Raw genomic sequence first — 24,765 nt, 5'->3', positions numbered from 1 at the left:
CCCGGTTCCGGAGGGGCCGCCACGGGGCGGAAGCACGCACGCCGAGGCCCCCTCCCGGGGCTCCCTCCGGGGGCCCGCACCGCCTCCGTACGGGGGTACCGCCACCGCGCCACCGCACAGTGAAGGCCGCATTCCGGGACACTTTGCGCTACCTGTCGTGTGCCCGGGGAAAGGACGCGACGCCATGTCGGACACCGCCCCGACCCGTGCCACCCGCAAAAGCCCAGACCACCGCCCGCTCGTCACCGCCCCCGATCTGCTGTCCTCGTTGGTACCCCTGCTCGCGGAATGGGTGCCGCGCCAGCGCTGGTTCGCCGGCAAGGGACGGCTGCTGACCGGCTTCACCCTGCTCTCGGCCACCGAACTGCTGCCGTGCACCGGCGGCGGCACCGCTCCGGGCCTGCTCCAGCTGCTGGTGCGCGCCCAGCAGAGCGCCCCGCCGAGCCGCACCCCGGCGGGCGGCGACTGCTACCAGCTCCTGCTGGGGGTGCACCCAGCGCCGCCCCCGCAGCTGGCGCCGGCGGTGATCGGCCGCCCGGGCGGCGGCCCGCTGCGGAGCCGTACGGTCTACGACGCGCTGCTGGACAACCGGCTGTGCGGACTGCTGCTGGAACGGCTGCGGGTGCCGGGCCGGATGGGGGGCTTGCGCTTCTGCCGCGAGCCGGCGGCGGACATCCCCTCCGGGCTGCCGGCCCGGCCGATCGCGGTGGAGCAGTCCAATTCCTCCATCGTCTATGGCGAATCGTTCATCCTGAAGGTGTTCCGGCGGGTCGAACCGGGCGTCAACCCCGATCTGGAACTGCCGCGGGCCCTGGCGGGCGCCAAGTGCGCACGGGTGCCGGCGCCCGCCGCCTGGTTCGAGTCGGCCACCCCCGACGAGCGCGGCGAGGCCACCACGCTGGGGGTGCTCCAGCCCTTCCTGCCGGGCTCGGCGGACGGCTGGCAGCTGGCGCTCAACGCGCTGGCGGTGCGCGCCGACTTCACCGGGTCGGCCCGGGCGCTGGGACACGCCACCGCGGAGGTGCACACCGCGCTCGCCCAGACCCTGCCGACCACCGAGCTGCGCCGCCCGCAACTGGAGGTGATCGCCGCCCGGATGCACGAGCGGCTGGAGGCCACCGCCCGGGCCGTACCCGTGCTCCAGCCCTACCGCGCACGGCTGCGCACCGCCTTCGACGCGCTGGCCGCGGTGGGACACGACGGCCGCAGCTGGGCCGCCCAGCGCATCCACGGCGATCTGCACCTGGGGCAGACCCTGCGCTCCGCCGACGAGGGCCGCTGGTCACTGATCGACTTCGAGGGCGAACCGGCCCGCCCGCTGGCCGAGCGGCGCCGGCTCCAGCCGGCGGTGCGGGACGTCGCGGCGATGCTGCGGTCCTTCGACTACGCCGCGCGCAGCGGGCCGGCCGGCGGGGACCCCTGGGCGCTGGAGTGGGCGCGGCGCACCCGGGCGGCCTACTGCCTGGGGTACGCCGAGGCCGGCGGGCTCGATCCGCGCTCCGCGCCCGAACTGATGCGCGCCTACGAGACCGACAAGGCCGTGTACGAGGTGCTCTACGAGGCCCGCCACCGGCCCGACTGGCTGTGTGTCCCGATGGCCGCGATCCGCCGGCTGGCGGCGGGCGGGGAGCCGGCCGTGGGCGTGGACGGCGGCGGCCCGGCCCGCGCCACCGGGCCCGACGGCCGGGGGTGAGGGACCGGACCGACCGCCCACAGCTCCGACTCGACCACCCCGCCGCCGCAGAACCGCCCCGAGGAGGCCCCTTCGTGACCGCCCGTCCGCCGTCCCGCCATACCACCCCCGCGACCGCACCCGCCGTCGGCCTGCCGCCCGTACCCCGAGAGGCCGCAGCCGCCTCCGCCCCGGCTGTGGGCCCCGCCCCCACTGCGGCGCCGGCCGCCGGCGGGCACGGGGTCCGGGCCGCCGCACCGCTCTGCGCGCAAGACCGCGGGCGGCTGTTGGCCGGCGCGCACCACGACCCGCACGGGCTGCTGGGCGCCCACCCGGTGCGCGGTGGACTGCTGATCCGCGTCCTGCGGCCGTACGCCCGGAGCGTGACCGTGCTGGCCCCGGGGCTGCGGGCGGGACTGCGGTCGGAGGGGGACGGGCTGTTCGCCGGGGTGCTGCCGCTGCGCACCGTCCCGGACTACGAGCTGCTGGTCGACTACGGCGAGGGCGCGGTGACGGTGGGCGACCCCTACCGCTTCCTGCCCGCGCTGGGCGAGCTGGACCTGCACCTGTTCGGCGAGGGCCGGCACGAGCAGCTGTGGCAGGCGCTCGGAGCGCGGATCATGGAGCACCAGGGCGTGACCGGGACCCGTTTCACGGTCTGGGCGCCCAACGCCCAGGGCGTCCGGGTCGTCGGCGACTTCAACTACTGGGACGGCACCGCCCACCCGATGCGGTCGCTGGGCTCCTCCGGGGTGTGGGAGCTCTTCCTGCCCGGCCTCGGCGAGGGCGAGCTGTACAAGTTCGAGATCACCCGGCCGGACGGGTCGAAGACCGTACGTGCCGACCCGATGGCGCGGCGGACCGAGTGCCCGCCGGCCAACGCCTCGGTGATCGAGGAGTCGCACTACCACTGGCAGGACGCCGACTGGATGGCCCGGCGCGGTGAGCGGCCGGTACACCGGGCGCCGTTCTCCGTCTACGAGGTGCACCTGGCCTCCTGGCGGCCGGGCCTGACCTACCGCCAGCTGGCCGCGCAGCTCCCCGGTTACGTCAAGGACCTCGGCTTCACCCATGTGGAGTTCATGCCGGTCGCCGAGCACCCGTTCGGCGGTTCCTGGGGCTACCAGGTGACCGGTTTCTACGCGCCGACCGCCCGGATGGGGACGCCCGACGACTTCCGGTACCTGGTCGATGCGCTGCACCAGGCCGGCATCGGCGTCCTGATGGACTGGGTGCCGGCGCACTTCCCGCGCGACGACTGGGCGCTCGCGGAGTTCGACGGCCGTCCGCTCTACGAGCCGCAGGACCCGGCGCGGGCCGCGCACCCGGACTGGGGCACCCTGGAGTTCGACTACGGCCGCACCGAGGTCCGCAACTTCCTGGTCGCCAACGCGGTGTACTGGTGCGAGGAGTTCCACATCGACGGGCTGCGGGTGGACGCCGTCGCCTCGATGCTCTACCTGGACTACTCGCGCGAGGACGGCGGCTGGACGCCGAACGTCCACGGCGGGCGGGAGAACCTCGACGCGGTGGCCTTCCTCCAGGAGATGAACGCCACGGTCTACCGGCGCTGCCCCGGTGTGGTGACCATCGCCGAGGAGTCCACCGCCTGGGACGGCGTCACCCGCGCCACCCACCACGTCGGGCCGGGCGGCTTCGGCGGGCTGGGCTTCGGGCTGAAGTGGAACATGGGCTGGATGCACGACTCGCTGGGCTACGTCTCCAAGGAGCCGGTGCACCGCAAGTACCACCACGGCGAGATGACCTTCTCGATGATCTACGCCTACTCCGAGAACTACGTCCTGCCGATCTCCCACGACGAGGTCGTGCACGGCAAGCGGGCGCTGGTGTCGAAGATGCCCGGCGACTGGTGGCAGCAGCGCGCGAACCACCGCGCCTACCTGGGCTTCATGTGGGCTCATCCGGGCAAGCAACTCCTCTTCATGGGGCAGGAGTTCGCCCAGGGAGCTGAGTGGGCGGAGAGCCACGGCCCGGACTGGTGGCTGCTCGACCCGTCCTACGAGGCGGAGCCGGACCACCGTGGCGTCCGCGACCTCGTCCGCGACCTCAACCGGTGCTATGCGGCCACCCCCACGCTCTGGGAGCGGGACACCGACCCGGCCGGCTTCCAGTGGATCGACGGGGACGCCGGCGAGGACAACGTCTTCTCCTTCCTACGCTTCGCCGCCGACGGCACCCCGCTGATCTCGGTCACCAACTTCTCGCCCGTCGTCCGGCACGCCTACCGGCTCGGCGTCCCCGACGACGTCCCCGCCTGGCGCGAGGTCCTCAACACCGACGCTCCGCGCTACGGCGGCAGCGGGGTCGGCAACTCCGGTCTCCTCAAGCCCGAGTCCACCCCCTGGAACGGCCGCACCAGCTCGCTCTCCGCGGTGCTCCCGCCCCTGGCGACCGTCTGGCTGCGGCCGGACTGAGCCCGCCGCACGGCCGGGCGCGGCCGGACCCGGCACCCGCCGGCGCCGGGTCCGCGCGCTGCGCCGGACGCCCCGCCCGCTCCACGCCGGAGGGGCGGACACCATGGCCGGCGTCCGCCCCTCCTCCCCTCCTGCACGGCCCGGTTCAGGCCTTGGCGGTCTCCTTCTCCGCCCCGCCATCCCGCGGCGCGACGACCCCCGGTTCCGACGGCTCCGGTGCCGCGCCGCCGTGCTCGTCGGCGGCCAGCGTCCGCTCGTCGAAGGGGATCCGGCCGGCCAGCACCTCGGCGGCCCGGGACCGGTCGATCTCCTTGGTCCAGGTGCCGATCAGGACGGTGGCCACCGCGTTGCCCGCGAAGTTGGTCAGGGCGCGGGCCTCGCTCATGAAGCGGTCGATGCCGACGATCAGGCCGACGCCGTCGACGAGTTCGGGGCGGTGCGACTGCAGACCGCCGGCCAGCGTCGCCAGGCCGGCGCCGGTGACGCCGGCCGCCCCCTTCGAGGCGATGATCATGAAGACCAGGAGCGAGATCTGCTGGCCCAGCGCGAGCGGCTTGCCCATCGCCTCGGCCACGAACAGCGAGGACATCGTCAGGTAGATGGCGGTGCCGTCGAGGTTGAAGCTGTAGCCGGTCGGGACGGTGATGCCGACCACCGGCCTGCTGACGCCCAGGTGCTCCATCTTCGCGATCAGCCGGGGCAGCGCCGACTCCGACGAGGACGTGGAGAGGATCAGCAGGAACTCGCGGCCCAGGTACTTCAGCAGCTGGAAGACGTTGATCCCGGCGACCAGCCGGAGCAGGGTGCCCAGCACCACGATCACGAACAGCAGGCAGGTGACGTAGAACCCGGCCATGATGACGGCCAGCGACTTCAGCGCGTCCAGCCCGGTCTCGCCGACCACCGCGGCGATGGCGCCGAAGGCCCCCACCGGCGCCACCCACATGATCATGGACAGCACCCGGAAGACCAGCTTCTGCAGGTGTCCCACCCCGCGCAGCACCGGCTCGCCGGCGGTGCCCAGCGACTGCAGGGCGAACCCGGCCAGCAGCGCCACCAGCAGCGTCGGGAGCACCTCCTGCTGGGTGAAGGCGGAGAACAGGGTGGTGGGGATCATGCCGAGCAGGAACTCCGGCAGCGACTCGCCGCCGCCCGACGTCTGGGCCTGGCCGGCGTGCCGCACGCTCTCGGTCAGGTGCAGCCCGGAACCGGGCTCCAGGACGTTGCCCACGACCAGGCCGATGGCCAGGGCCACGGTGGACATCACCATGAAGTAGCCGAGGGCCAGTCCGCCGACCGCACCGACCTTGGCGGCCTTACGGACCGAGCCGATGCCCAGCACGATGGTGCAGAAGATGACCGGCGAGATCATCATCTTGATCAGGTTCACGAACCCGGTGCCGAGCGGCTTGAGCTGGACGGCCACTCCGGGGGCCGCGAAGCCCACGGCGATGCCCAGCAGCACCGCCCCGATGACGGCGATGTAGAGGAAGTGGGTCCGGTCCCGCTTCGCCGGCGCGGTCACTTCGGTGGTGCCCCCCTGCGACGGGGTCTGTGCAGCCACGGCTGCCTCCTCGGGTCTACGGTTGTGCGCTGATCTGCGGCTCTGCCACACAACGAGTCCCGGCGACTATGCACGGCGCTGTGGCGCACGTCACCCTTGCGTACATTTCGTTCACGCAAAAGCTGACCGTGCAGACTGTTCTGTATGCGACTCCCCCGACCCCGCGGGCCCTGGTGGCCCGGCCGACTGCGCGGCCCCCGCAGCCTCGCCGGGCAGCTCTTCGCCATGCAGGCGGTGCTGGTGGCGGTGGTCGTCGTCGGGTGCGCGGTCTTCGCATACGTCAGCGCCGGCCGGCAGGCGGAGGAGACCGCCCGGCGGCAGGCGACCGCGGCGGCCACCGCCGTCGCGGACTCCCCGGCCGTGGTGACCGCGGCCCGCAGCAAGGACCCCACCGCGGCGCTCCAGCCGTACGCCGAGCGGCTGCGGCACGATTCCGGCGTGGACTTCGTGGTGGTGATGGCCCCGGACGGCACCCGCTGGACGCACCCGGAGCCGTCCGCGATCGGCAAGAAGTACCTGGGGCACATCGGCCCGGCGCTGCACGGCAGGATCTTCCCCGAGACGCACATGGGGGTGCTGGGCCCGTCGGTGCGGGTGGTCGCACCGGTCCACGACCCGGCCCGCGGCGGCCGGATCACCGCGCTGGTCAGCTCCGGGATCACCATCGCGACCATCAGTGAACAGCTACGCAACCAGGTCCTGGCGCTGGCCGGGGTGGCCGCGGCGGCGCTGGCGCTGGGCGGCGCGGGCACCTACGTCATCAACGCCCGGCTGCGGCGGCACACCCACGGGATGAACGCCCAGGAGCTCAGCCGGATGCACGACTACCACCAGGCCGCCCTGCACGCGGTGCGCGAGGGGCTGCTGATGCTCGACGGGGAGCGCCGGGTGGCCCTGATCAACGACGGCGGGCGGGAGTTGCTGGGCCTGTCACAGGACGCGGTGGGCCGGCCGGTCACCGCACTGGGGCTGCCGGAGGCGCTGACCGAGGCGCTGCTGGCGCCCGGGCCGCGGGTCGACGAGCTCCACCTGGCCCGCGAGCGGGTGCTGGTCGTCAACGCCGCGCCGGTCTCCGGTGGGGAGCACCGCGGCAGTGTGGTCACCCTCCGCGACCACACCGAACTCCAGGCGCTTTCCGGGGAGTTGGACTCGGTGCGGGGCTTCGCCGAGGCGCTGCGCTCACAGGCGCACGAGGCCGCCAACCGGCTGCACGCCGTGGTCTCGCTGATCGAGCTGGGCCGGGCCGAACAGGCCGTGGAGTTCGCCACCGCGGAGCTGGAGCTGGCCCAGGCACTGACCGACCAGGTCGTCGGCGCGGTCGCCGAGCCGGTGCTCGCCGCGCTGCTGCTGGGCAAGGCCGCACAGGCCAACGAGCGCGGCGTGGAGCTGACCCTGACGCCCGACAGCCGGATCGACGACGGGCTGCTGCCGCCCGGTCTGCCGGCCCGCGACCTGGTGACGGTGCTGGGCAACCTCCTCGACAACGCCATCGAGGCCGCCGCTCCCACCCGGGAGCAGGGGGCCGCGGAGCCCCCGCTGGTGCGGGTGACCGCCCGGGCGGACGGCGGCGAGCTGCTGCTGCGGGTGGCGGACAACGGGCCCGGGGTGGCCCCGGACGCCGCCGAGGAGATCTTCCGGCGGGGCTGGACCACCAAGCGGGCCCCCGCCGCGCACGGCCACGGCCTGGGCCTGGCCCTGGTCCAGCAGGCCGTACGGCGCAATGGCGGCGCCCTGGCGCTGGACCGGGCGCCGGAGGGCGGCGCGCGGTTCACCGTACGGCTGCCGCTGCGCAGGGGGGCGGCGGTATGAGCGCGGCGCCCCGTGCGGGCCGTCCGGGCGCGGCAGGATGTGCCCGGTGAGCCCCTCCGACATCCGGGTCCTGGTCGTCGAGGACGACCCGGTGGCCGCCGCCGCGCACGCCCTGTACGTCGGGCGGGTGCCCGGTTTCACCGTCTCCGGCACCGCGCACTCCATGGGCGACGCCCGCCGCCACCTCGACCAGCACCCCGTGGACCTGCTGCTGCTCGACCTGTACCTGCCGGACGGCCACGGGCTGCAGTTGGTGCGGACGCTGCGCGCGGCCGGCCACACCGCCGACATCATCGCGGTGACCTCGGCCCGCGATCTGACGATGGTGCGCGAGGGCGTCTCGCTCGGTGTGGTGCAGTACGTGCTGAAGCCGTTCACCTTCGCCACCCTGCGCGACCGGCTGGTCCGCTACGCCGAGTTCCGCGCCACCTCCGGGGAGGCCAGCGGGCAGGACGAGGTGGACCGGGCGATCGCGGCGCTGCGCGCCCCGCGCCCGGCCGCGCTGCCCAAGGGGCTGACCGCGGCCACTCTGCGGGCGGTGACCGAGGCGCTGCGGGCCGCCGGGGCCGGGCTGACCGCGACCGAGACGGCCGCCGATGTGGGCATCTCCCGGATCACCGCCCGCCGCTATCTGGAGCACCTCGTGGAGAGCGGCCGGGCCGTCCGCGCCCCCCAGTACGGCCAGGTCGGCCGGCCCGAATTGCGCTATCGCTGGTCGGGGCATTGACCCGGTGTGACCGGTGACTTACTTTCAGCGGACAGTGCACCGTGGTTGATTGACCGTGGCCAGCCGCTGGAGGTCGTGCCGTGCGCCCCACCGCCCCGCAGATCCTGCTCGCCGCCGCCGTCGTGGCCGCCGGCACGCTCACCGCCTGCGGCAGCGGGTCCGGGAGCGAGGAGAACACCGTCAAGGTCGCCTTCATCAAGGACACCAACGGCAAGGTCACCGTCCGCGACGACTACCTCCGTCTGGTGGCGGAGGAGTTCGAGCAGCACAACCCGGGCAAGAAAGTCCGGCTGATCCCGATCCAGGCGTCGGAGAACGACTACTACACCAAGATCCAGCAGATGATGCGCTCCCCCAGGACCGCGCCGGACCTGGTCTACGAGGACACCTTCCTGGTCAACTCCGACATCACGGCTGGCCTGTTGCGGCCACTGGACGACCGGGTCGCCAACTGGCCGGACTGGAAGCAGTTCGAGCCGGCCGCGAAGGCCGCGGCCCGGGGGCAGGACGGGAAGACGTACGGCGTCCCGGACGGCACCGACACCCGCGGGCTGTGGTTCAACAAGAAGATCTTCCACAAGGCCGGGCTGCCCGCCGACTGGCGGCCCAGGACCTGGGACGAGGTGCTGGACGCGGCCCGGACGATCAAGCGCAAGGTGCCCGGCGTCGTCCCGCTGAACGTCTTCACCGGCAAGGGCGCGGGCGAGGCCGCCGTGATGCAGGGCTTCGAGATGCTGCTCTACGGCACCGGCGAGGACCCGCTCTACGATCCGGCGAGCCGGAAGTGGGTCACCGGCACCAGGGGCTTCCGGGACAGCCTGGCCTTCCTCGACACGGTCTACTCCGAGCACCTGGGCCCCGACGTCTCCGACGCGCTCAGCCCCAACATCCAGACCAATGTGGCCACCCAGCTGCTGCCCGAGGAGAAGCTCGCGATCGACCTGGACGGCTCCTGGCTGGGCCAGCAGTGGCAGCGGACCGGCGGCGGCAATCCCTGGCCCGCCTGGTCCACCACGCTGGGCCAGGCGCCGTTCCCGACCCAGCACGGCGCGCCGCCCGGTCGGGTCAGCCTGGCCGGCGGCTGGACCTGGTCGGTGCCGCAGCGGGCCCAACAGCCGGCTCTCGCCTGGAAGCTGATCCAGACCCTGCAGTCCAGGAAGAACGCCCTGGAGTGGTGCGTACGGGGCGCACAGATCGCCGTGCGCAAGGACGTCGCGGCCGCTCCCCGCTACCGGACGTCCGTGCCCGGCATCGGCTTCTTCACCGGGCTGGTCCCGATCAGCCGCTACCGGCCGGCGCTGCCCGCCTACCCGAAGGTCGCCGCGGCGATCGGTGAGGCGATGGAGGCGGTCACCGCCGGCGACTCCTCGCCGGCGCAGGCCGCCAAGGACTACGACGCGGCGCTGCCGTCCGTGGTGGACGGCCGGACGGCAGCCAGGCCATGACCGCGGCCACGACCGGCACGGCGCCGGCGGCGGCCGGCCCGCGCACGGGGCGCCGCGCACCGGCCCGCACCCGGCTGTTGCGGTGGTCCCCGCTGGCCCCGGCCACCGTCCTGCTGCTGCTCTTCCTCGCCGGCCCGATCGGCTACTGCGTGGTCATCGCCTTCACCGACACCCAGCTGACCGGGCAGGAGTCGGCGTCCTTCGTCGGCCTGGCCAACTTCCGCCACGCACTGGGGGATCCGGCCTTCCGCAACGCGGTGGTGTTGACCCTGGTGTTCACCGTGGTCTCCTCGATCCTCGGGCAGAACACCCTGGGCCTGGCGCTGGCCGGACTGATGCGCCGCGCCTCCCGGCCGGTACGGGCGCTCACCGGCGCGGTGGTGGTCACCGCCTGGGTGCTGCCGGAGATCGTCGCGGGGTTCTTGCTGTACACCTTCTTCGAGCGGCGCGGCACCCTCAACGCACTGCTGGCCTGGCTCCATCTGCCCACCCAGAACTGGCTGTTCACGCTACCCATCCTGGCCGTGTCGTGCGCCAACGTCTGGCGGGGCACCGCCTTCTCGATGCTGATCTACTCCGCGGCGCTCGCCGGGATACCCCAGGAGGTAGAGGAGTCCGCCGCGGTGGACGGCGCGGGCGGGCTGCGGCGGCTGTGGCACATCACACTGCCGATGATCCGCCGCTCCATCGGCACCAATCTGATGCTCAATACCCTGCAGACGCTGTCCGTCTTCGGGCTGATCTGGGCGATGACCCGCGGCGGTCCGGGAGACCGCAGCCAGACGCTGCCGGTGTTCATGTACGACCAGGCCTTCCTGAAGTCGCTGATCGGCTACGGCACCGCGGTGGCGCTGCTGTTGCTGCTGGTGGGCGCGGCGTTCTCGGCCGTCTACCTGCGCCTGCTGCGCGAGGAGGGCTGAGCCGTGCCGCTCCCCCGCCGGGTCCTGCACCAGCGGGCCGCCGACGCCGGACTGCTCCTGGTCGCGGGGGCGTTCGCGGTCCCGCTGGCCTGGCTGGTGCTGTCGTCGCTGGACGCGGAGGCGACGCTGCGGGTGCGGCTGCCGAAGGCGCCGACCCTGCGGAACTTCTCGGCGGTGCTGACCGACGAGATCACCTTCACGCCGATGCTCAACAGCCTGCTGATCTGCGGCGGCGCCACCGCGCTGACGGTGGTCTGCGCGGCGCTGGCGGCCTACCCGCTCTCCCGGTACCGCTCCCGCTTCGCCCGCCCGTACCTGCTGACGATCCTGTTCGCGACCTGTCTGCCAATCACCGCGGTGATGGTCCCGGTCTACGGGCTGTTCGTGCAGGTGAATCTGATCGACACCCGGTCCGGCACCGCGCTGTTCCTGGCCGCCGCGCAACTCCCCTTCGCCATCTGGCTGATGAAGAACTTCATGGACGGGGTGCCCCGGGTCCTGGAGGAGGCGGCGTGGACGGACGGCGCCTCCTGGCCGCAGACGCTGCTGCGGGTGGTCCTGCCGCTGATGGGCCCGGGCGTCGGGGTCGTGGCGACCTACACCTTCATCATGATGTGGGGCAATTTCTTCGTCCCCTTCATGCTGCTGCTCTCCCCGGAGCAACTGCCCGCCTCGGTCAGCATCTTCACCTTCTTCGGCAACTACGGTGCCATCGCCTTCGGGGAGCTGGCCGCGTTCTCGGTCCTGTACTCGACACCGGTCGTCCTGCTCCACCTGCTCATCTCCCGGCGGCTCGGCGGCGGGTTCGCCCTGGGCGGGGCGGTGAAGGGGTAGCGCCGGCCGTCCGGGTCCGGCCGCCTGCGGGCGGGGCTCCGCGGCCGGACCGGCCGACTGGTAGCTTCCTACGACGCTCAGCCTTGGGCCTTGGCACGATAGGTGCGGCGCCGCCCCGTCACCTACCGTGTGCCGGTGACCACGCCCGCCGGGGAGCCGCGCAGACCCCCCTTCGACGCCGAGGCCGCCCGCCGGCACCGGGAGGCCCTCGGTATGACGCCCACCCATGTCGCCTACGGCATCTGGGCGGCGTACGGGCTGCGGATCGCACCGGCCACCGTGACGGACTGGGAACGGGGCGAGGGCACCCCCACCGAAGGCGAACTGACCGCACTGGCCGGCGCCCTGTGGTGCGCGCCCGGCGACCTGCTCGGCGCCCCGGACACCCTGCGCGAGTACCGCCTGGCGGCCGGTCTCGCCGCGGACGCGCTGGCGCTGGCCATCGGGATGGAACAGGGGGCGTACGAGCGACTGGAGGCCGGCGGGAGCTGGCAGGGCACCGACCGGCAGGCCACGGCGCTCGCCGGGGCCCTCGGCCTGCCGCTGCCCGCACTGTTGCGCTTCACCGGCCGGGACGGAAGGCTGGCCGCGCTGCTGACCAGCGCCGCCACCACCCGCTGGCAGGCCTACGTCCGGCCGGTCGGCAGGCTCGTACCGCTGCCCAAGGAGCGGATCCAGCGCGTTCTGCAGGCGCTGCACGCCGACTACCAGGCGGCCATGGCCCCGACGCTCCGCTGGGGCGGCGGGGACGGCACCGGGGAATCCGGCGAGGCGGGGCGCGCCTTCCTCGACGGCATCCTGGCGGCGTTCTGGGAGCGGGTGGAACGCTAGGGCGTTTCCGCGCCGGCTATCCGAACTGGCCGGGCTGGTAGTCGCCGGCCGGCTGCTGGACGATGACGTTCATGCGGTTGAACGCGTTCATCAGGGCGATGAGCGACACCAGGGCGGCGAGCTGGTCCTCGTCATAGTGCTGGGCGGCGTTCGCCCAGGCCGCGTCGGTGACTCCACCGGCCGCGTCGGCGATGCGGGTGCCCTGCTCCGCCAGTTCCAGGGCAGCGCGCTCGGCATCGGTGAACACCGTGGCCTCCCGCCAGGCCGCGACGAGATGCAGGCGCACCGAGGTCTCCCCGGCGTGTGCGGCGTCCTTGGTGTGCATGTCGGTGCAGAAACCGCAGCCGTTGATCTGGCTGACGCGGATCTTCACCAGCTCCTGCGTCGCGGCGGGCAGCGTCGAGTCCGCGATCACTTTGCCCGCCGAGACGATGTGCTTCAGGAACTTGCCCGCGACCGGGTTACCGAGGGCGTTCAAGCGAGCATCCATGGTGCGCTCCTTGCGTTGTCGGTGGTGTCACCTCTCTGACGGAACCGGCCTGCAGGATGTGACAAGGACCAGTGTGACCTGCGTCTCCCTGAGGGCGCTCCCGCGGCGGGGACCGGCTACGACGACGTGCGGAACGGCTGCCGGGGCGGCGCCCCGCCCCTCAGGGACGGCGCCATGGCGGCACGGCGCCCCTGACCCGTCCCGTCGGCCCCAGGGCTGAGGGGCGTCCGTCCAGAGAATGACACCGGGGGCACGGGTGGCACTTCCGGCCGGTCCGGCTTTCAGTCCCTGCGGGTGAAGACCGCGCTGACCTGCGCATTCGAGAATAGGGACACCGTTTTCCTTCCCTTCCCAGGAGTCCCCGTGTCCCACACGGCCGCTGCGCCGGGCCTGCCCGGCTCCCCCGCCCCCACCCGTGCCGTCGCCGCCCGCGCGACGGACCTGAGCAAGGTCTACGGCCAAGGGGAAACCCAGGTCGTCGCGCTGGACTCGGTCTCCGTCGAGTTCGGCAGGGCCCGCTTCACCGCGATCATGGGCCCGTCCGGCTCCGGCAAGTCGACGCTGATGCACTGCATGGCGGGCCTGGACTCCTTCTCCTCCGGCTCGGCGCGGATCGGCGAGGTGGAGCTGGGCTCGCTCAACGACCAGCAGCTGACCCGGCTGCGGCGCGACAAGATCGGCTTCATCTTCCAGGCGTTCAACCTGCTGCCGACGCTCTCCGCGCTGGAGAACATCACGCTGCCGATGGACATCGCGGGCCGCAAGCCCGACCGCGAGTGGGTCGACGCGGTCGTCGAGACCGTCGGCCTGTCCGGCCGGCTCGCGCACCGCCCGGCGCAGCTCTCCGGCGGCCAGCAGCAGCGGGTCGCGGTCGCCCGGGCACTGGCCTCCCGGCCCGAGATCATCTTCGCCGACGAGCCGACCGGCAACCTCGACTCCCGCTCCGGCGCCGAAGTGCTGGGCTTCCTGCGGGAGTCGGTGCGGGCGATGGAGCAGACGGTGGTCATGGTCACCCATGACCCGGTCGCGGCCGGCTACGCCGACCGGGTGATCTTCCTCGCGGACGGTCGGATCGTCGAGGAGCTCCACCAGCCGACCGCGGACACCGTCCTGGACCGGATGCGGATGTTCGACGCCAAGGGCCGTACCAGCTGATGCGGGCCCGCCCCGCCCCCGCCGCGCCCCCGGGCGCAGCCCTTCCTCCCCCGCCACCGGACCAGGACTGACACACCACCATGCTGCGTACCGCCCTGCGCAACCTCCTTGCGCACAAAGCCCGATTGATGATGACCGCGCTCGCGGTCCTGCTCGGCGTCGCCTTCGTCGCCGGCACCCTCGTCTTCAGTGACACCGTCAGCTCGGCCGTCAAGAAGGCGTCCGAGAAGAACCTCGACGGGGTGGCCGTCTCCGTCCAGGCCGAGGCCGCCGACAGCTCCCCGGACGTCGGCAAGGACGGCAAGCGGACCACCCTTGTCGACGAAAAGCTGGCGGACAAAATCCGCGCACTGCCCGGCGTGCAGTCCGTACGCAGCAATGTCAACGGCACGGCCACCGTCGCCGGCCCGGACAATGTGCCGCTCGGCCACGACTGGCAGAACCTCGCCACCAACTTCCAGCCGGACAAGGACGGTCACGACCCCCACTACCCGCTGCTGAAGGGCCGCGGACCGGCCGCCGGCAACGAGATCGCGCTGGACGAGGCGACCGCGAAGGCGTCCGGCCGCAAGATCGGTGACTCCGTGCGGCTCGCCACCGACGGCCCGGTGCTGACGAAGAAGCTGGTCGGCATCGTCTCCACCGACGACCCGCAGGTCACCGCGGGCGGCAGCCTGACGCTCTTCGACACCGCCACCGCGCAGAAGCTGTTCCTGCACCCCGGCCAGTTCGACGAGCTGGTGATCGGTGCCGCGCCCGGCGCCGATCAGGAGGCACTGACCGACAAGGTCAGGGAGGTGCTGCCCAAGGACCGCGCCACGGCGACCAGCGGCGCCAATCTCGCCGCCGAGCAGTCCATGATGGTCTCCAGCCAGAACAAGGCCCTGACCCAGACGCTGCTGACCTTCGCCGGGATCGCGCTGTTCGTCGGCGTCTTCATCATCGCCAACACCTTCACCATGCTGATCTCCCAGCGCAGCCGGGAGATCGCCCTGATGCGCGCGATCGGCGCCTCCCGCCGTCAGGTCGTGCGCTCGGTACTCGCGGAGGCGGCCCTGCTGGGCCTGATCTCGTCGGCCGTCGGATTCGCGCTGGGCATCGGCCTCGCCGTGGGCCTGCGGGCGGTGCTCGAAGCGAATGGCGCGGGTTTCCCGGACGGACCGGTCGTCATCAGCCCGGCCGCGGTGCTCTCCGCGCTCGGTGTGGGTGTCGTGGTGACCGTACTGGCCGCCTGGCTGCCGTCCCGCAAGGCGGCGAAGATCGCCCCGGTGGAGGCGCTCAACACCGTCGAGGCGCCGCCGGCACTGCGCAGCCTGGTGCTCCGCAACTCCCTCGGCGCGGTCATCACCGGCCTCGGCATCGCGACCATGTGCTACGTCTCCACGCTGAAGAAGGCCGACGACCTGCCGATCGCGATGGTGGGCGGAATGCTGACGCTGACCGGCGTCATCATCCTCGCGCCGATGCTGTCCCGGCCCCTGGTTTCGCTGGCGGGCATCGTCACCACCCGGCTCTTCGGCATCAGCGGCAAGCTGGCCACGGAGAACACGCTGCGCAACCCCCGCCGTACGGCGGCGACCGCCTCGGCGCTGATGATCGGCCTCACCCTGATCACCGGTATGACGGTCGTCGGGAACTCCGCCGGGCAGGCCATGGACAAGATGACGGCCCAGGGGCTGAAGGCCGACTACAAGATCGGGACCTCCTCCGGTCTCGACCCCAAGCTGGCGCAGAAGGTGGTGGACGTCCCGGGCGTCGAGGCGGCGGCTCCGCTGCGCAATACGGGCTTCACGACCCCTCACTCCTCCATGGGCCTGATGGGCACCGACCTCCGCACGATCGGCAAGGTCATCCAACTGGACTTCATCAGCGGTTCGTTGAAGGGCGCCGGAGGCAACGACATCGCGGTCTCCCAGGAGATGGCCAAGATGAAGGGCTGGCAGACCGGCGACACCCTGGACGCCACCTTCTACGACAAGAAGAAGGCGAAGCTCAAGATCGTCGGAATCTACGCGGACAACCAGGTGCTCGGCGACTCGGTCGGCGCCACCTCGCTGGCGGCACCGCACCAGATCGTGCCGATGGTCGAGTCACTGCTGGTGAAGGCCCAGGACGGCCCGTCGGAGGGGCTGGCGAAGCAGATCCGGCACGCCCTCGGCGACAGCCCGCTGCTGAAGGTCCAGGACCACGCCGACCTGCGCAAGGAGAACGCCGCGAGCATCGAGATGGTGCTCAACGTCTCCTACGGGCTGCTGGGCATGGCCGTCATCATCGCGGTGGTGGGCGTCGTCAACACCCTCGCCATGTCGGTCTTCGAGCGGACCCGCGAGATCGGGATGCTGCGGGCGATCGGCCTGGCCCGCAGCGGCATCAAGCAGATGGTCCGGCTGGAGTCGGTGGTCATCGCGCTGTTCGGCGCGGGCCTGGGCATCGCGGTGGGTGTCTTCTGCTCCTGGGCCACCGGCAACCTGGTCAGCCAGGGCCTGCCGACCTACGAGCTGCTGCTGCCCTGGGGCCGGCTCGCGCTGTTCGTACTGATCGCGCTGGTCGTGGGGATGCTGGCCGCGCTGTGGCCGGCCCGCCGGGCGGCCCGGCTGAACGTGCTGGAGGCGATCGGCGCGCAGTGACCGCGCACGCGAACGGCGGCGCGCCCTCCCTCGAATCGAGGGGAGGCGCGCCGCCGTCGTGCGCGGTACGGGCCCCGGGATCAGAAGACCGACTCGGCCTCGTCCATCCGCAAGGAGGGCACGGTCTTGAGCTCGGTGACCGCCTCGGCCAGCGGCACCATGGTGATGTCGGTGCCGCGCAGCGCGGTCATCATGCCGTACTCGCCGCGGTGTGCGGCCTCCACGGCGTGCCAGCCGAAGCGGGTGGCGAGCACCCGGTCGTAGGCGGTGGGGGTGCCGCCGCGCTGGACGTGGCCGAGGATGACCGGGCGGGCCTCCTTGCCGAGGCGGTTTTCGAGTTCGACGGCGAGCGCGGTGCCGATGCCGGAGAACCGCTCGTGGCCGTACTGGTCGATGGCGCCCTTCTTGTAGTCCATGGTGCCGGGGGCCGGGTGGGCCCCCTCGGCGACGCAGACCACGGCGAACTTCTTGCCCCGCGCGAACCGCTCCTCGACCATGGTGACCAGGTCGCCCACGTCGAACTCGCGCTCCGGCAGGCAGATGCCGTGGGCACCGCCGGCCATCCCGGACTCCAGGGCGATCCAGCCCGCGTGCCGGCCCATCACCTCGACGACCATCACGCGCTGGTGGGACTCCGCGGTGGTCTTGAGGCGGTCGATGGCCTCGGTCGCCACGCCGACCGCGGTGTCGAAGCCGAAGGTGCGGTCGGTGGAGGAGATGTCGTTGTCGATGGTCTTGGGGACGCCGACGACCGGCAGCCCGGCGTCCGACAGCATCCGCGCGGCGGTGAGGGTGCCCTCGCCGCCGATCGGGATCAGCACGTCGATGCCGTAGTCCTTGGAGTGGTCCTTGGCGTTCTCGCAGGCCTCCTGGAGCCGGGCGCGCTCCAGCCGGGAGGAGCCGAGGATGGTGCCGCCGCGGGCGAGGATGCCGCTGACGGCCTCCAGGTCGAGCTTGCGGAAACGGCCGTCGAGGAGCCCCTTGAAGCCGTCCTCGAAGCCGATGACCTCGTCGCCGTGGCCCGTGAGCGCGCGGTGGACCACGGACCGGATCACAGCATTCAGGCCGGGGCAGTCGCCGCCTGCGGTGAGGACTCCGATACGCATCGTGCTGTGTCTCCTGTGCTCGCTGTGGGTTCTGAGCCGGTCCGATTGTTTCACGGGCCGCCGGGCCCCGGCCTCGCCACGGACCCGCCCCCTACTGTCCTTGCCCAGACTGGGCAGGAGAAACTGGAAGAGCGACTTAGCCAGACGCGCAGGTATTGTCAAGAGGGGCGAGCTCACAATAATGGCTGATTTTGACCTTGCGACCAACGGACTGGATGGAGAACACGCGTGACCCGCAGCGTGTACGTGACCGGTATCGACCGCGGCGACGGCCGCCAGGTCGTCGAGCTGGGAGTCATGGAACTCCTGACCCGCCACGTCGACCGGGTGGGGGTCTTCCGCCCTCTTGTGCACGACGGGCCGGACCGGCTCTTCGAGCTGCTGCGGGCCCGCTACCGGCTGACCCAGTCCGCCGAGACCGTCTATGGCATGGCGTACGAGGAGGCCGCCGCCCTCCAGGCCGAGCGCGGCACCGACGAGCTGGCCTCCCGGCTGGTCGAGCGCTTCCACGCGGTGGCCAGGGACTACGAGTACGTCCTGGTCCTCGGCTCGGACTACGCCGACACCAGCCTCCCGGACGAGCTGAGCCTCAACGCCCGGCTCGCCAATGAATTCGGCGCCTCGCTGATCGCCGTCGTCGGCGGCCAGGGCCAAGAGGCCGAGTCGGTGCGCGCCGAGGCCCGCAACGCCCACCGGGCGTTCGAGTCGCTGGGCTGCGACGTCGTCGCCGTGGTCGTCAACCGGGTGGCCCCCGAGCTGCGCGAGGCGGTCGTGGAGCGGCTCGCCGCCCGCCTGCCGGTGCCCTGCTACGCGCTCCCCGAGGACGGGTCGCTCTCCGCGCCGACCGTCGCCCAGGTCGTGCACACGCTGGGCGCCGAGGTGCTGCTCGGCGATGACTCCGGGCTGGCCCGGGACGCGAGGGACTTCGTCTTCGGCGGCGCCATGCTGCCCACCTTCCTCAAGGCGCTCACCCCCGGCTGCCTGGTGGTGACCCCCGGGGACCGCGCCGACCTGGTCATCGGCTCGCTCGCCGCGCACAGCGCCGGCGCCCCGCCGATCGCCGGTGTGCTGCTCACCCTCGACGAGAAGCCCGGCCCGGACATCATGGCGCTGGCCGGCCGGCTCGCCCCCGGCACCCCGGTCATCTCCGTACCGGGCGGCTCCTTCCCGACCGCCGGCGAGCTGTTCGCGATCGAGGGCAAGCTGAACGCCGCCTCCCCGCGCAAGGCGGAGACCGCGCTCGGCCTCTTCGAGCGCCATGTGGACACCGTGGAGCTGACGAACCGGATCTCGGTCGGTCGCTCCGTCCGGGTCACCCCGATGATGTTCGAGCACGAGCTGATCGAGCGCTCCCGCGCCGGGCGCCGCCGGGTGGTCCTCCCCGAGGGCTCCGAGGAGCGGGTGCTGCGCGCCGCCGACGTCCTGCTGCGCCGGGACGTCTGCGACCTGACGCTGCTGGGCGAGGAGGAGGCGATCCGCAAGCGCGCCGCCGACCTGGCCATCGACCTGGCGGACGCGCAGATCATCGACCCGCAGACCTCCGAACTGCGCGAGCGGTTCGCCGAGCTGTACGCGCGGCTGCGCGCCCACAGGGGCGTCAGCTACGAACTCGCCCACGACGTGGTCGCCGACGTCTCCTACTTCGGCACCCTGATGGTCCAGGAGGGCCTGGCCGACGGCATGGTCTCCGGCGCGGTGCACTCCACGGCGGCCACCATCCGACCCGCCTTCGAGATCATCAAGACCAAGCCGGACGCCCAGATCGTCTCCTCGGTCTTCTTCATGTGCCTGGCCGACCGGGTGCTGGTCTACGGCGACTGCGCGGTCAACCCCGACCCCAACGCCGAGCAGCTGGCCGATATCGCCATCCAGTCGGCCGCCACCGCCGCCCAGTTCGGCGTGGAGCCGCGGATCGCGCTGCTGTCGTACTCCACCGGCACCTCCGGCTCCGGCGCGGACGTGGACAAGGTCCGCAAGGCCACCGAGATCGTCCGCGAGCTCCGCCCCGACCTGCTGGTCGAGGGGCCGATCCAGTACGACGCGGCGGTGGACGCGGCGGTCGCGCAGACCAAGCTCCCCGACTCCGACGTGGCCGGCCGGGCGACCGTGCTGATCTTCCCGGACCTCAACACCGGCAACAACACCTACAAGGCCGTGCAGCGGTCGGCCGGCGCGGTGGCCGTCGGCCCGGTCCTGCAGGGGCTGCGCAAGCCGGTCAACGACCTCTCGCGCGGCGCGCTGGTCCAGGACATCGTCACCACCGTGGCCATCACGGCCATCCAGGCACAGGGCGCCCAGCCCGGCTCCGGGCCCACCGCCTGACGGCCCGCCCCGTCCCCCCTCCTCCCTCCCCGTCCCCACCCTCAACCCTCACCGGAAAGCGCTCCATGACTGCCAACGCCACCCGCGTCCTCGTCCTCAACTCCGGCTCCTCATCGGTGAAGTACCAGTTGCTCGACATGGCCGACGGCTCGCGGCTCGCGGTCGGCCTGGTCGAGCGGATAGGTGAAGAGACCTCGCGCCTGGCGCACACCCCGTTGGCCACCGGCGGCGCGAAGCGGGAGACCGAGGGCGCGATAGCCGACCACGAGGCCGCGCTGAAGGCCGTCGCGGCGGAGCTGGCCGCCGACGACCTCGGGCTGGACTCCCCCGAGCTCGCCGCGATCGGGCACCGGGTGGTGCACGGCGGGCTGAAGTTCAGCGCGCCGACCGTGATCGACGACGCGGTGCTCAAGGAGATCGAGCGGCTGGTGCCGGTCGCCCCGCTGCACAACCCGGCGAACATCACCGGCATCCGCACCGCGCAGGCGCTCCGCCCCGACCTCCCGCAGGTCGCGGTCTTCGACACCGCCTTCCACACCACGATGCCGGAGCACGCGGCCCGGTACGCCATCGACGTGGAGACCGCCGACGCACACCGCATCCGCCGCTACGGCTTCCACGGCACCTCGCACGCCTACGTCTCCCGCAAGACCGCCGAGCTGCTGGGCAAGGACCCCTCCGAGGTCAATGTCATCGTGCTGCACCTGGGCAACGGCGCCTCGGCCTCGGCGGTGGCCGGCGGCCGCTGTGTGGACACCTCGATGGGCCTGACCCCGCTGGAGGGCCTGGTCATGGGCACCCGCTCCGGTGACATCGACCCGGCGGTGACCTTCCACCTCAAGCGGGTGGCGGGGATGTCGGAGGACGAGGTCGACGTCCTGCTCAACAAGAAGAGCGGGCTGATCGGGCTCTGCGGGGACAACGACATGCGGGAGATCCGACGCCGGATCGACGAGGGCGACCAGCGCGCCGCGCTCGCCTTCGACATCTACATCCACCGGCTGAAGAAGTACATCGGCGCGTACACCGCGGTGCTCGGCCGGGTGGATGCGGTGGCCTTCACCGCGGGCGTCGGCGAGAACGCCGCCCCGGTGCGCGAGGCCGCGATCGCCGGCCTGGAGGAGCTGGGCATGGCCGTGGACGCCTCGCTCAACGCCGTACGGTCCGACGAGCCCCGGCTGATCTCGCCCGACTACGCCCGGGTCGCGGTCGCCGTGGTGCCGACGGACGAGGAACTGGAGATCGCCCAGCAGACATACGCCCTGGTCAAGGAGTAGTCCCCACGGCTCCCGCCGGCTTCACCCACTGCGTTCGCCCCGGCTCGATGCGGCATGGGCCGTCGGATGCAGGGCTGGAATATTCCGCTCGTAAACAAAACCGATAGGATTCTGCCCATGCGCCGTTCCAAAATCGTCTGCACCCTGGGCCCCGCCGTCGACTCCTACGACCAGCTGAAGACGCTGATCGAGGCCGGCATGAACGTGGCCCGATTCAACATGAGCCACGGGACCCAGCCGGAGCACGAGGAGCGGTACCACCGCCTCCGCAAGGCCTCCGAGGAGACCGGCCGCGCCGTCGGTGTGCTGGCCGACCTCCAGGGCCCCAAGATCCGCCTGGAGACCTTCGCCGACGGCCCGGTGGAGCTGGTGCGCGGCGACGAGTTCGTCATCACCACCGAGGACGTGCCCGGCGACAAGCAGATCTGCGGGACGACCTACAAGGGCCTGCCCGGCGACGTCTCCAAGGGCGACCCGGTCCTGATCAACGACGGCAACGTCGCCCTCCAGGTCGTCGAGGTCGAGGGCTCCCGAGTGCGCACCATCGTCATCGAGGGCGGTGTGATCTCCGACCACAAGGGCATCAACCTGCCCGGTGCGGCGGTCAACGTCCCGGCGCTGTCCGAGAAGGACGTCGAGGACCTGAAGTTCGCCCTGCGGATGGGCTGCGACATGGTCGCGCTGTCCTTCGTCCGGGACGCCAAGGACGTCCAGGACGTGCACCGGGTGATGGACGAGGTGGGCCGGCGGGTCCCGGTGATCGCCAAGGTGGAGAAGCCGCAGGCGGTGGCCAACATGGAGGAGGTCGTGCTGGCCTTCGATGCCATCATGGTCGCCCGTGGTGACCTGGCGGTGGAGTACCCGCTGGAGAAGGTCCCGATGGTGCAGAAGCGGCTGATCGAGCTGTGCCGCCGGAACGCCAAGCCGGTGATCGTGGCGACCCAGATGATGGAGTCGATGATCACCAACTCCCGGCCGACCCGCGCCGAGGCCTCGGACGTCGCCAACGCGATCCTGGACGGCGCGGACGCGGTGATGCTCTCCGCGGAGTCCTCGGTCGGCCAGTACCCGATCGAGACCGTCAAGACGATGTCGAAGATCGTCGAGGCGGCCGAGGAGGAGCTGCTCGCCAAGGGCCTGCAGCCGCTGGTGCCCGGCAAGAAGCCGCGGACGCAGGGCGGCGCGGTGGCCCGGGCGGCCTGCGAGATGGCCGACTTCCTCGACGGCAAGGCGCTGGTGGCCTTCACCAAGTCCGGTGACACCGCCCGCCGGCTCTCCCGTTACCGCGCGGCCCAGCCGATCCTCGCCTTCACCACCGATACCTCCACCCGCAACCAGCTCACGCTGAGCTGGGGCGTGGACAGCTTCGTGGTGGAGCACGTCGACAACACCGACGCGATGGTCGACCTGGTGGACGCCGAGCTGCTCAAGCTCAAGCGCTACAGCAAGGGCGACACCATGCTGATCACGGCCGGTTCGCCCCCCGGCGTCCCCGGCACCACCAACATGGTCCGGGTGCACCACCTGGGCGGCGAGCGCGCCTGACGCCGCGTACGCACAACGAAACGGCGGTGGGCCGCCCCTCTCCGGAGGGGCGGCCCACCGCCGTTTCTGCGGCTCCCGAACGGGTCGGTGGCCCGGGGGCGTTCGTCAGTCGCTGATCGACTGGTGCAGCCCGGGGATGTGCAGGTTGCCGCCGAACTGGCCCGCCTGGTTGATCTTCACCTTGGTGAAGTAGGCGAACGGGACGTTCAGGGGCGGCGGGTGCTCGGGGTCGAAGACGATCGGGATCAACCCGAAGAGGTTGCCCTGCAGCCGCTCGGTGTACATGGTCACCTTGCCGCCGCGGATCGTGGACGTGGAGCCCGGGGCGCCCTGGACGTGGTACTTCTTCCCGGACGACGGGTCGTCGACGATCTGGTGCAGATCGCCGATGTCGACGCTGTCGGCGGTGAACTTCAGGGCCTGCTTGGTGTGGCCGCTCTGGGTGGTGACGTTGACGACGCCCTCGTAGTTCAGCCCGCGCAGGGTGAGCGCGCTGGACTCCAGGTGCCAGGGGTCGTCGGGCAGGGTGACGGGGGTCTGCTCGTCCTTGCCCTTCTGCTTGTTCTCGACGACGCAGGGGAACGCCTTCTTGCCGTCGGCGTCCTTGCCGTCCAGCCCGCCGCCGGGCAGTGCGTTATCCGCCGTGCCGACCGCGCCGTGGACGGTGTCGTTGACCGTCTTGGACCCGTCCTTGACGGTGTCACCGGCCTTGCCGGCGCCGTCGGTGACCTTGTCGACGGTGTCCTTGACCGGCTTGGTGACCTTGTCGACGGCGGATCCGGAGTCCGTGGACTGCGCACCCGCGTCCTTGGTGGCGGACTCCGACGGCGAGGGGCTCGGCGAGGCGGACGACTCCGATGAGCTGTCCTTGTCGCCGCCGAAGAGGCCGCCGAGCGCATCGCCGATGCCGCCCAGCAGGCCGCCGTCGTCCTTCTTGTCGTCGGAGGCCGAGGGCGACGGGGTCGCCGAGCCGGCGGGCTCCTCGGTCTTCTGCGACGCCGACGGCGACGGTTCGGGCTGCTTGGCGCCGTCCTTGCCCCCGGACGGCGAGGGCGAGGCGGAGGGCTTGGCGGACGACGAAGCGTCCGATGCGCCCTTCTTGTCCTTGGACTTGGCGTCCTTGCCGTCCACCTTGTCGGGGGCGGTGACGCAGGGGCCGTCCTTGAAGGGGCTCTTGGGCGGCGCCGGCTTGGCGATCGCCATCTGGGGCGTCAGCCCCATGCCCATCAGCACGGCGGACGGCATGGCGGCGATGGCTATCGCCTTGCCCGCGGGCACGTGCAGCCGAGTGAGCAGCGGCTTCTTGGGCGCCGCGTGTCTCGGCCCGGTTGTTCTCGCCCCGGCGGCTGCAGTCTCCTCGTGCAGCTCGTCACCCGGCACGGTGCCTCCCGTTCGTTCCGTTGGTCGGGCTCGTTCCTGACAGGTCGTCCAGTCCGCTGCCCAACCCGGGCCCAGCCGGCGCGGGGTTGGTCGCCACCACCGGCCCGGCGACGTTGCGGGCCGCCGGCCCTTCGGCGTCGCTCCCGCCCTCCGGAGCCCGGCCCGGCGCCCAGGACACCCCGAGCGCACCGCCGATCAGCCCCAGCAGGAAACCGATCAGGAAGGCGCCGAAGTTCGAGACGACCAGGGAGACCAGGGAGAGCAGGATCGCCGCCACACCGGCGAACACCCGCGAGGCCGGCTGGAACCACATGGTCAGGCCGAGCACGACCAGCAGTACGCCGATGATCAGCGAGCCGGCGCCGGCGGTGGTCGCCATGCGGACGGTCAGGGAACCGATCGTGAGGTTCGCGTAAGGGATGTACATGATCGGGATGCCGGCCAGCACGGTCAGCAAACCGCCCCAGAACGGGCGGTGTCCGCGCCACTCCCGGAACGAACTCCGCTTCCGGCCGATGGTCTCGATCAGCCGTGGTCGCGTATCGGCGCTCATGTCGTACAGCTCCTCGGGACTGGCAAATCGGTGGTTCTGAGCTGAGATGTGCTACCTGGCTACCCGGCGTACG

The 24,765-nt window shown here is 71.9% G+C and carries 18 protein-coding genes; 13 read left to right on the top strand and 5 right to left on the bottom strand.

All coding sequences use genetic code 11. The features are described 5' to 3' along the window. Window positions 1-184: 184 nt before the first annotated feature. On the top strand, window positions 185-1,693 hold the full coding sequence (locus tag AB0G84_RS26065; protein WP_361325406.1) for a maltokinase: 1,509 nt from the start codon (window positions 185-187) through the stop codon (window positions 1,691-1,693). A 176-nt stretch (window positions 1,694-1,869) separates the two neighbouring features. Beyond that, entirely contained in the window at window positions 1,870-4,107 is a 2,238-nt protein-coding gene (glgB, locus tag AB0G84_RS26060; RefSeq protein ID WP_361325466.1) for a 1,4-alpha-glucan branching enzyme, read from the top strand. A 145-nt stretch (window positions 4,108-4,252) separates the two neighbouring features. Here the strand turns inward: glgB and AB0G84_RS26055 are convergent, their stop codons facing one another. Further along, window positions 4,253-5,671 carry a cation:dicarboxylase symporter family transporter gene (locus tag AB0G84_RS26055; protein WP_361325404.1) on the bottom strand — a complete coding sequence of 473 codons (1,419 nt, stop codon included), beginning with the start codon at window positions 5,669-5,671 and terminating at the stop codon, window positions 4,253-4,255. A gap of 225 nt (window positions 5,672-5,896) precedes the next feature. Between AB0G84_RS26055 and AB0G84_RS26050 the strand changes: the two genes are divergently transcribed. The 6 genes from AB0G84_RS26050 (at window position 5,897) to AB0G84_RS26025 (ending at window position 12,237) form a co-directional block, all read left to right on the top strand. Continuing rightward, window positions 5,897-7,480 carry a sensor histidine kinase gene (locus AB0G84_RS26050; protein ID WP_361325463.1) on the top strand — a complete coding sequence of 528 codons (1,584 nt, stop codon included), beginning with the start codon at window positions 5,897-5,899 and terminating at the stop codon, window positions 7,478-7,480. A gap of 46 nt (window positions 7,481-7,526) precedes the next feature. Beyond that, window positions 7,527-8,207, top strand: a complete 681-nt coding sequence (locus tag AB0G84_RS26045; RefSeq protein ID WP_361325402.1) for a response regulator — start codon at window positions 7,527-7,529, stop codon at window positions 8,205-8,207. Between the two features lie 80 nt (window positions 8,208-8,287). Beyond that, complete coding sequence (locus AB0G84_RS26040) at window positions 8,288-9,652, top strand: extracellular solute-binding protein (protein ID WP_361325399.1); 1,365 nt, start codon at window positions 8,288-8,290, stop codon at window positions 9,650-9,652. Further along, window positions 9,649-10,572 (top strand): sugar ABC transporter permease, encoded by a 924-nt coding sequence (locus AB0G84_RS26035; protein ID WP_361325396.1) that lies wholly within the window; start codon window positions 9,649-9,651, stop codon window positions 10,570-10,572. The genes AB0G84_RS26040 and AB0G84_RS26035 overlap by 4 nt, the downstream gene beginning before the upstream one ends. Before the next feature lie 3 nt (window positions 10,573-10,575). Next, on the top strand, window positions 10,576-11,406 hold the full coding sequence (locus tag AB0G84_RS26030; RefSeq protein ID WP_361325393.1) for a carbohydrate ABC transporter permease: 831 nt from the start codon (window positions 10,576-10,578) through the stop codon (window positions 11,404-11,406). Between the two features lie 129 nt (window positions 11,407-11,535). Further along, window positions 11,536-12,237 carry a helix-turn-helix transcriptional regulator gene (locus AB0G84_RS26025; protein ID WP_361325390.1) on the top strand — a complete coding sequence of 234 codons (702 nt, stop codon included), beginning with the start codon at window positions 11,536-11,538 and terminating at the stop codon, window positions 12,235-12,237. A gap of 16 nt (window positions 12,238-12,253) precedes the next feature. On the opposite strand, the gene AB0G84_RS26020 is transcribed toward AB0G84_RS26025, so the two are convergent. After that, entirely contained in the window at window positions 12,254-12,727 is a 474-nt protein-coding gene (locus AB0G84_RS26020; RefSeq protein ID WP_361325387.1) for a carboxymuconolactone decarboxylase family protein, read from the bottom strand. Window positions 12,728-13,117: 390 nt separating this feature from the next. Here AB0G84_RS26020 and AB0G84_RS26015 point away from each other — a divergent pair, with 390 nt between their 5' ends. Then, window positions 13,118-13,882: an ABC transporter ATP-binding protein gene (locus AB0G84_RS26015; RefSeq protein ID WP_361325460.1), complete on the top strand. Its 765-nt coding sequence runs from the start codon at window positions 13,118-13,120 to the stop codon at window positions 13,880-13,882. Window positions 13,883-13,962: 80 nt separating this feature from the next. Then, complete coding sequence (locus tag AB0G84_RS26010; protein WP_361325384.1) at window positions 13,963-16,509, top strand: FtsX-like permease family protein; 2,547 nt, start codon at window positions 13,963-13,965, stop codon at window positions 16,507-16,509. An 80-nt stretch (window positions 16,510-16,589) separates the two neighbouring features. On the opposite strand, the gene AB0G84_RS26005 is transcribed toward AB0G84_RS26010, so the two are convergent. Next, window positions 16,590-17,615 carry an ATP-dependent 6-phosphofructokinase gene (locus AB0G84_RS26005; RefSeq protein ID WP_361325381.1) on the bottom strand — a complete coding sequence of 342 codons (1,026 nt, stop codon included), beginning with the start codon at window positions 17,613-17,615 and terminating at the stop codon, window positions 16,590-16,592. A gap of 228 nt (window positions 17,616-17,843) precedes the next feature. Between AB0G84_RS26005 and pta the strand changes: the two genes are divergently transcribed. The 3 genes from pta (at window position 17,844) to pyk (ending at window position 22,759) form a co-directional block, all read left to right on the top strand. Beyond that, window positions 17,844-19,937, top strand: coding sequence for a phosphate acetyltransferase (gene pta, locus AB0G84_RS26000; RefSeq protein WP_361325378.1), 2,094 nt, complete (start codon window positions 17,844-17,846; stop codon window positions 19,935-19,937). Between the two features lie 65 nt (window positions 19,938-20,002). After that, window positions 20,003-21,214 carry an acetate kinase gene (locus AB0G84_RS25995; RefSeq protein WP_361325375.1) on the top strand — a complete coding sequence of 404 codons (1,212 nt, stop codon included), beginning with the start codon at window positions 20,003-20,005 and terminating at the stop codon, window positions 21,212-21,214. A gap of 117 nt (window positions 21,215-21,331) precedes the next feature. Further along, window positions 21,332-22,759, top strand: a complete 1,428-nt coding sequence (pyk, locus tag AB0G84_RS25990; RefSeq protein WP_361325372.1) for a pyruvate kinase — start codon at window positions 21,332-21,334, stop codon at window positions 22,757-22,759. Window positions 22,760-22,864: 105 nt separating this feature from the next. On the opposite strand, the gene AB0G84_RS25985 is transcribed toward pyk, so the two are convergent. Together AB0G84_RS25985 and AB0G84_RS25980 are read right to left on the bottom strand one after the other, a co-directional pair. Continuing rightward, on the bottom strand, window positions 22,865-24,139 hold the full coding sequence (locus tag AB0G84_RS25985) for a hypothetical protein (RefSeq protein WP_361325369.1): 1,275 nt from the start codon (window positions 24,137-24,139) through the stop codon (window positions 22,865-22,867). Next, window positions 24,129-24,692 (bottom strand): DUF6114 domain-containing protein, encoded by a 564-nt coding sequence (locus tag AB0G84_RS25980; protein WP_361325367.1) that lies wholly within the window; start codon window positions 24,690-24,692, stop codon window positions 24,129-24,131. The genes AB0G84_RS25985 and AB0G84_RS25980 overlap by 11 nt, the downstream gene beginning before the upstream one ends. Window positions 24,693-24,765: the final 73 nt, after the last annotated feature.

The organism is Streptomyces sp. NPDC020742 (assembly GCF_040641675.1).
In the GTDB taxonomy this organism is placed as follows: Bacteria; Actinomycetota; Actinomycetes; order Streptomycetales; family Streptomycetaceae; genus Streptomyces.
Note: the sequence above shows the minus strand (reverse complement) of the source record. Positions and strands in the feature narration are given on the sequence as shown.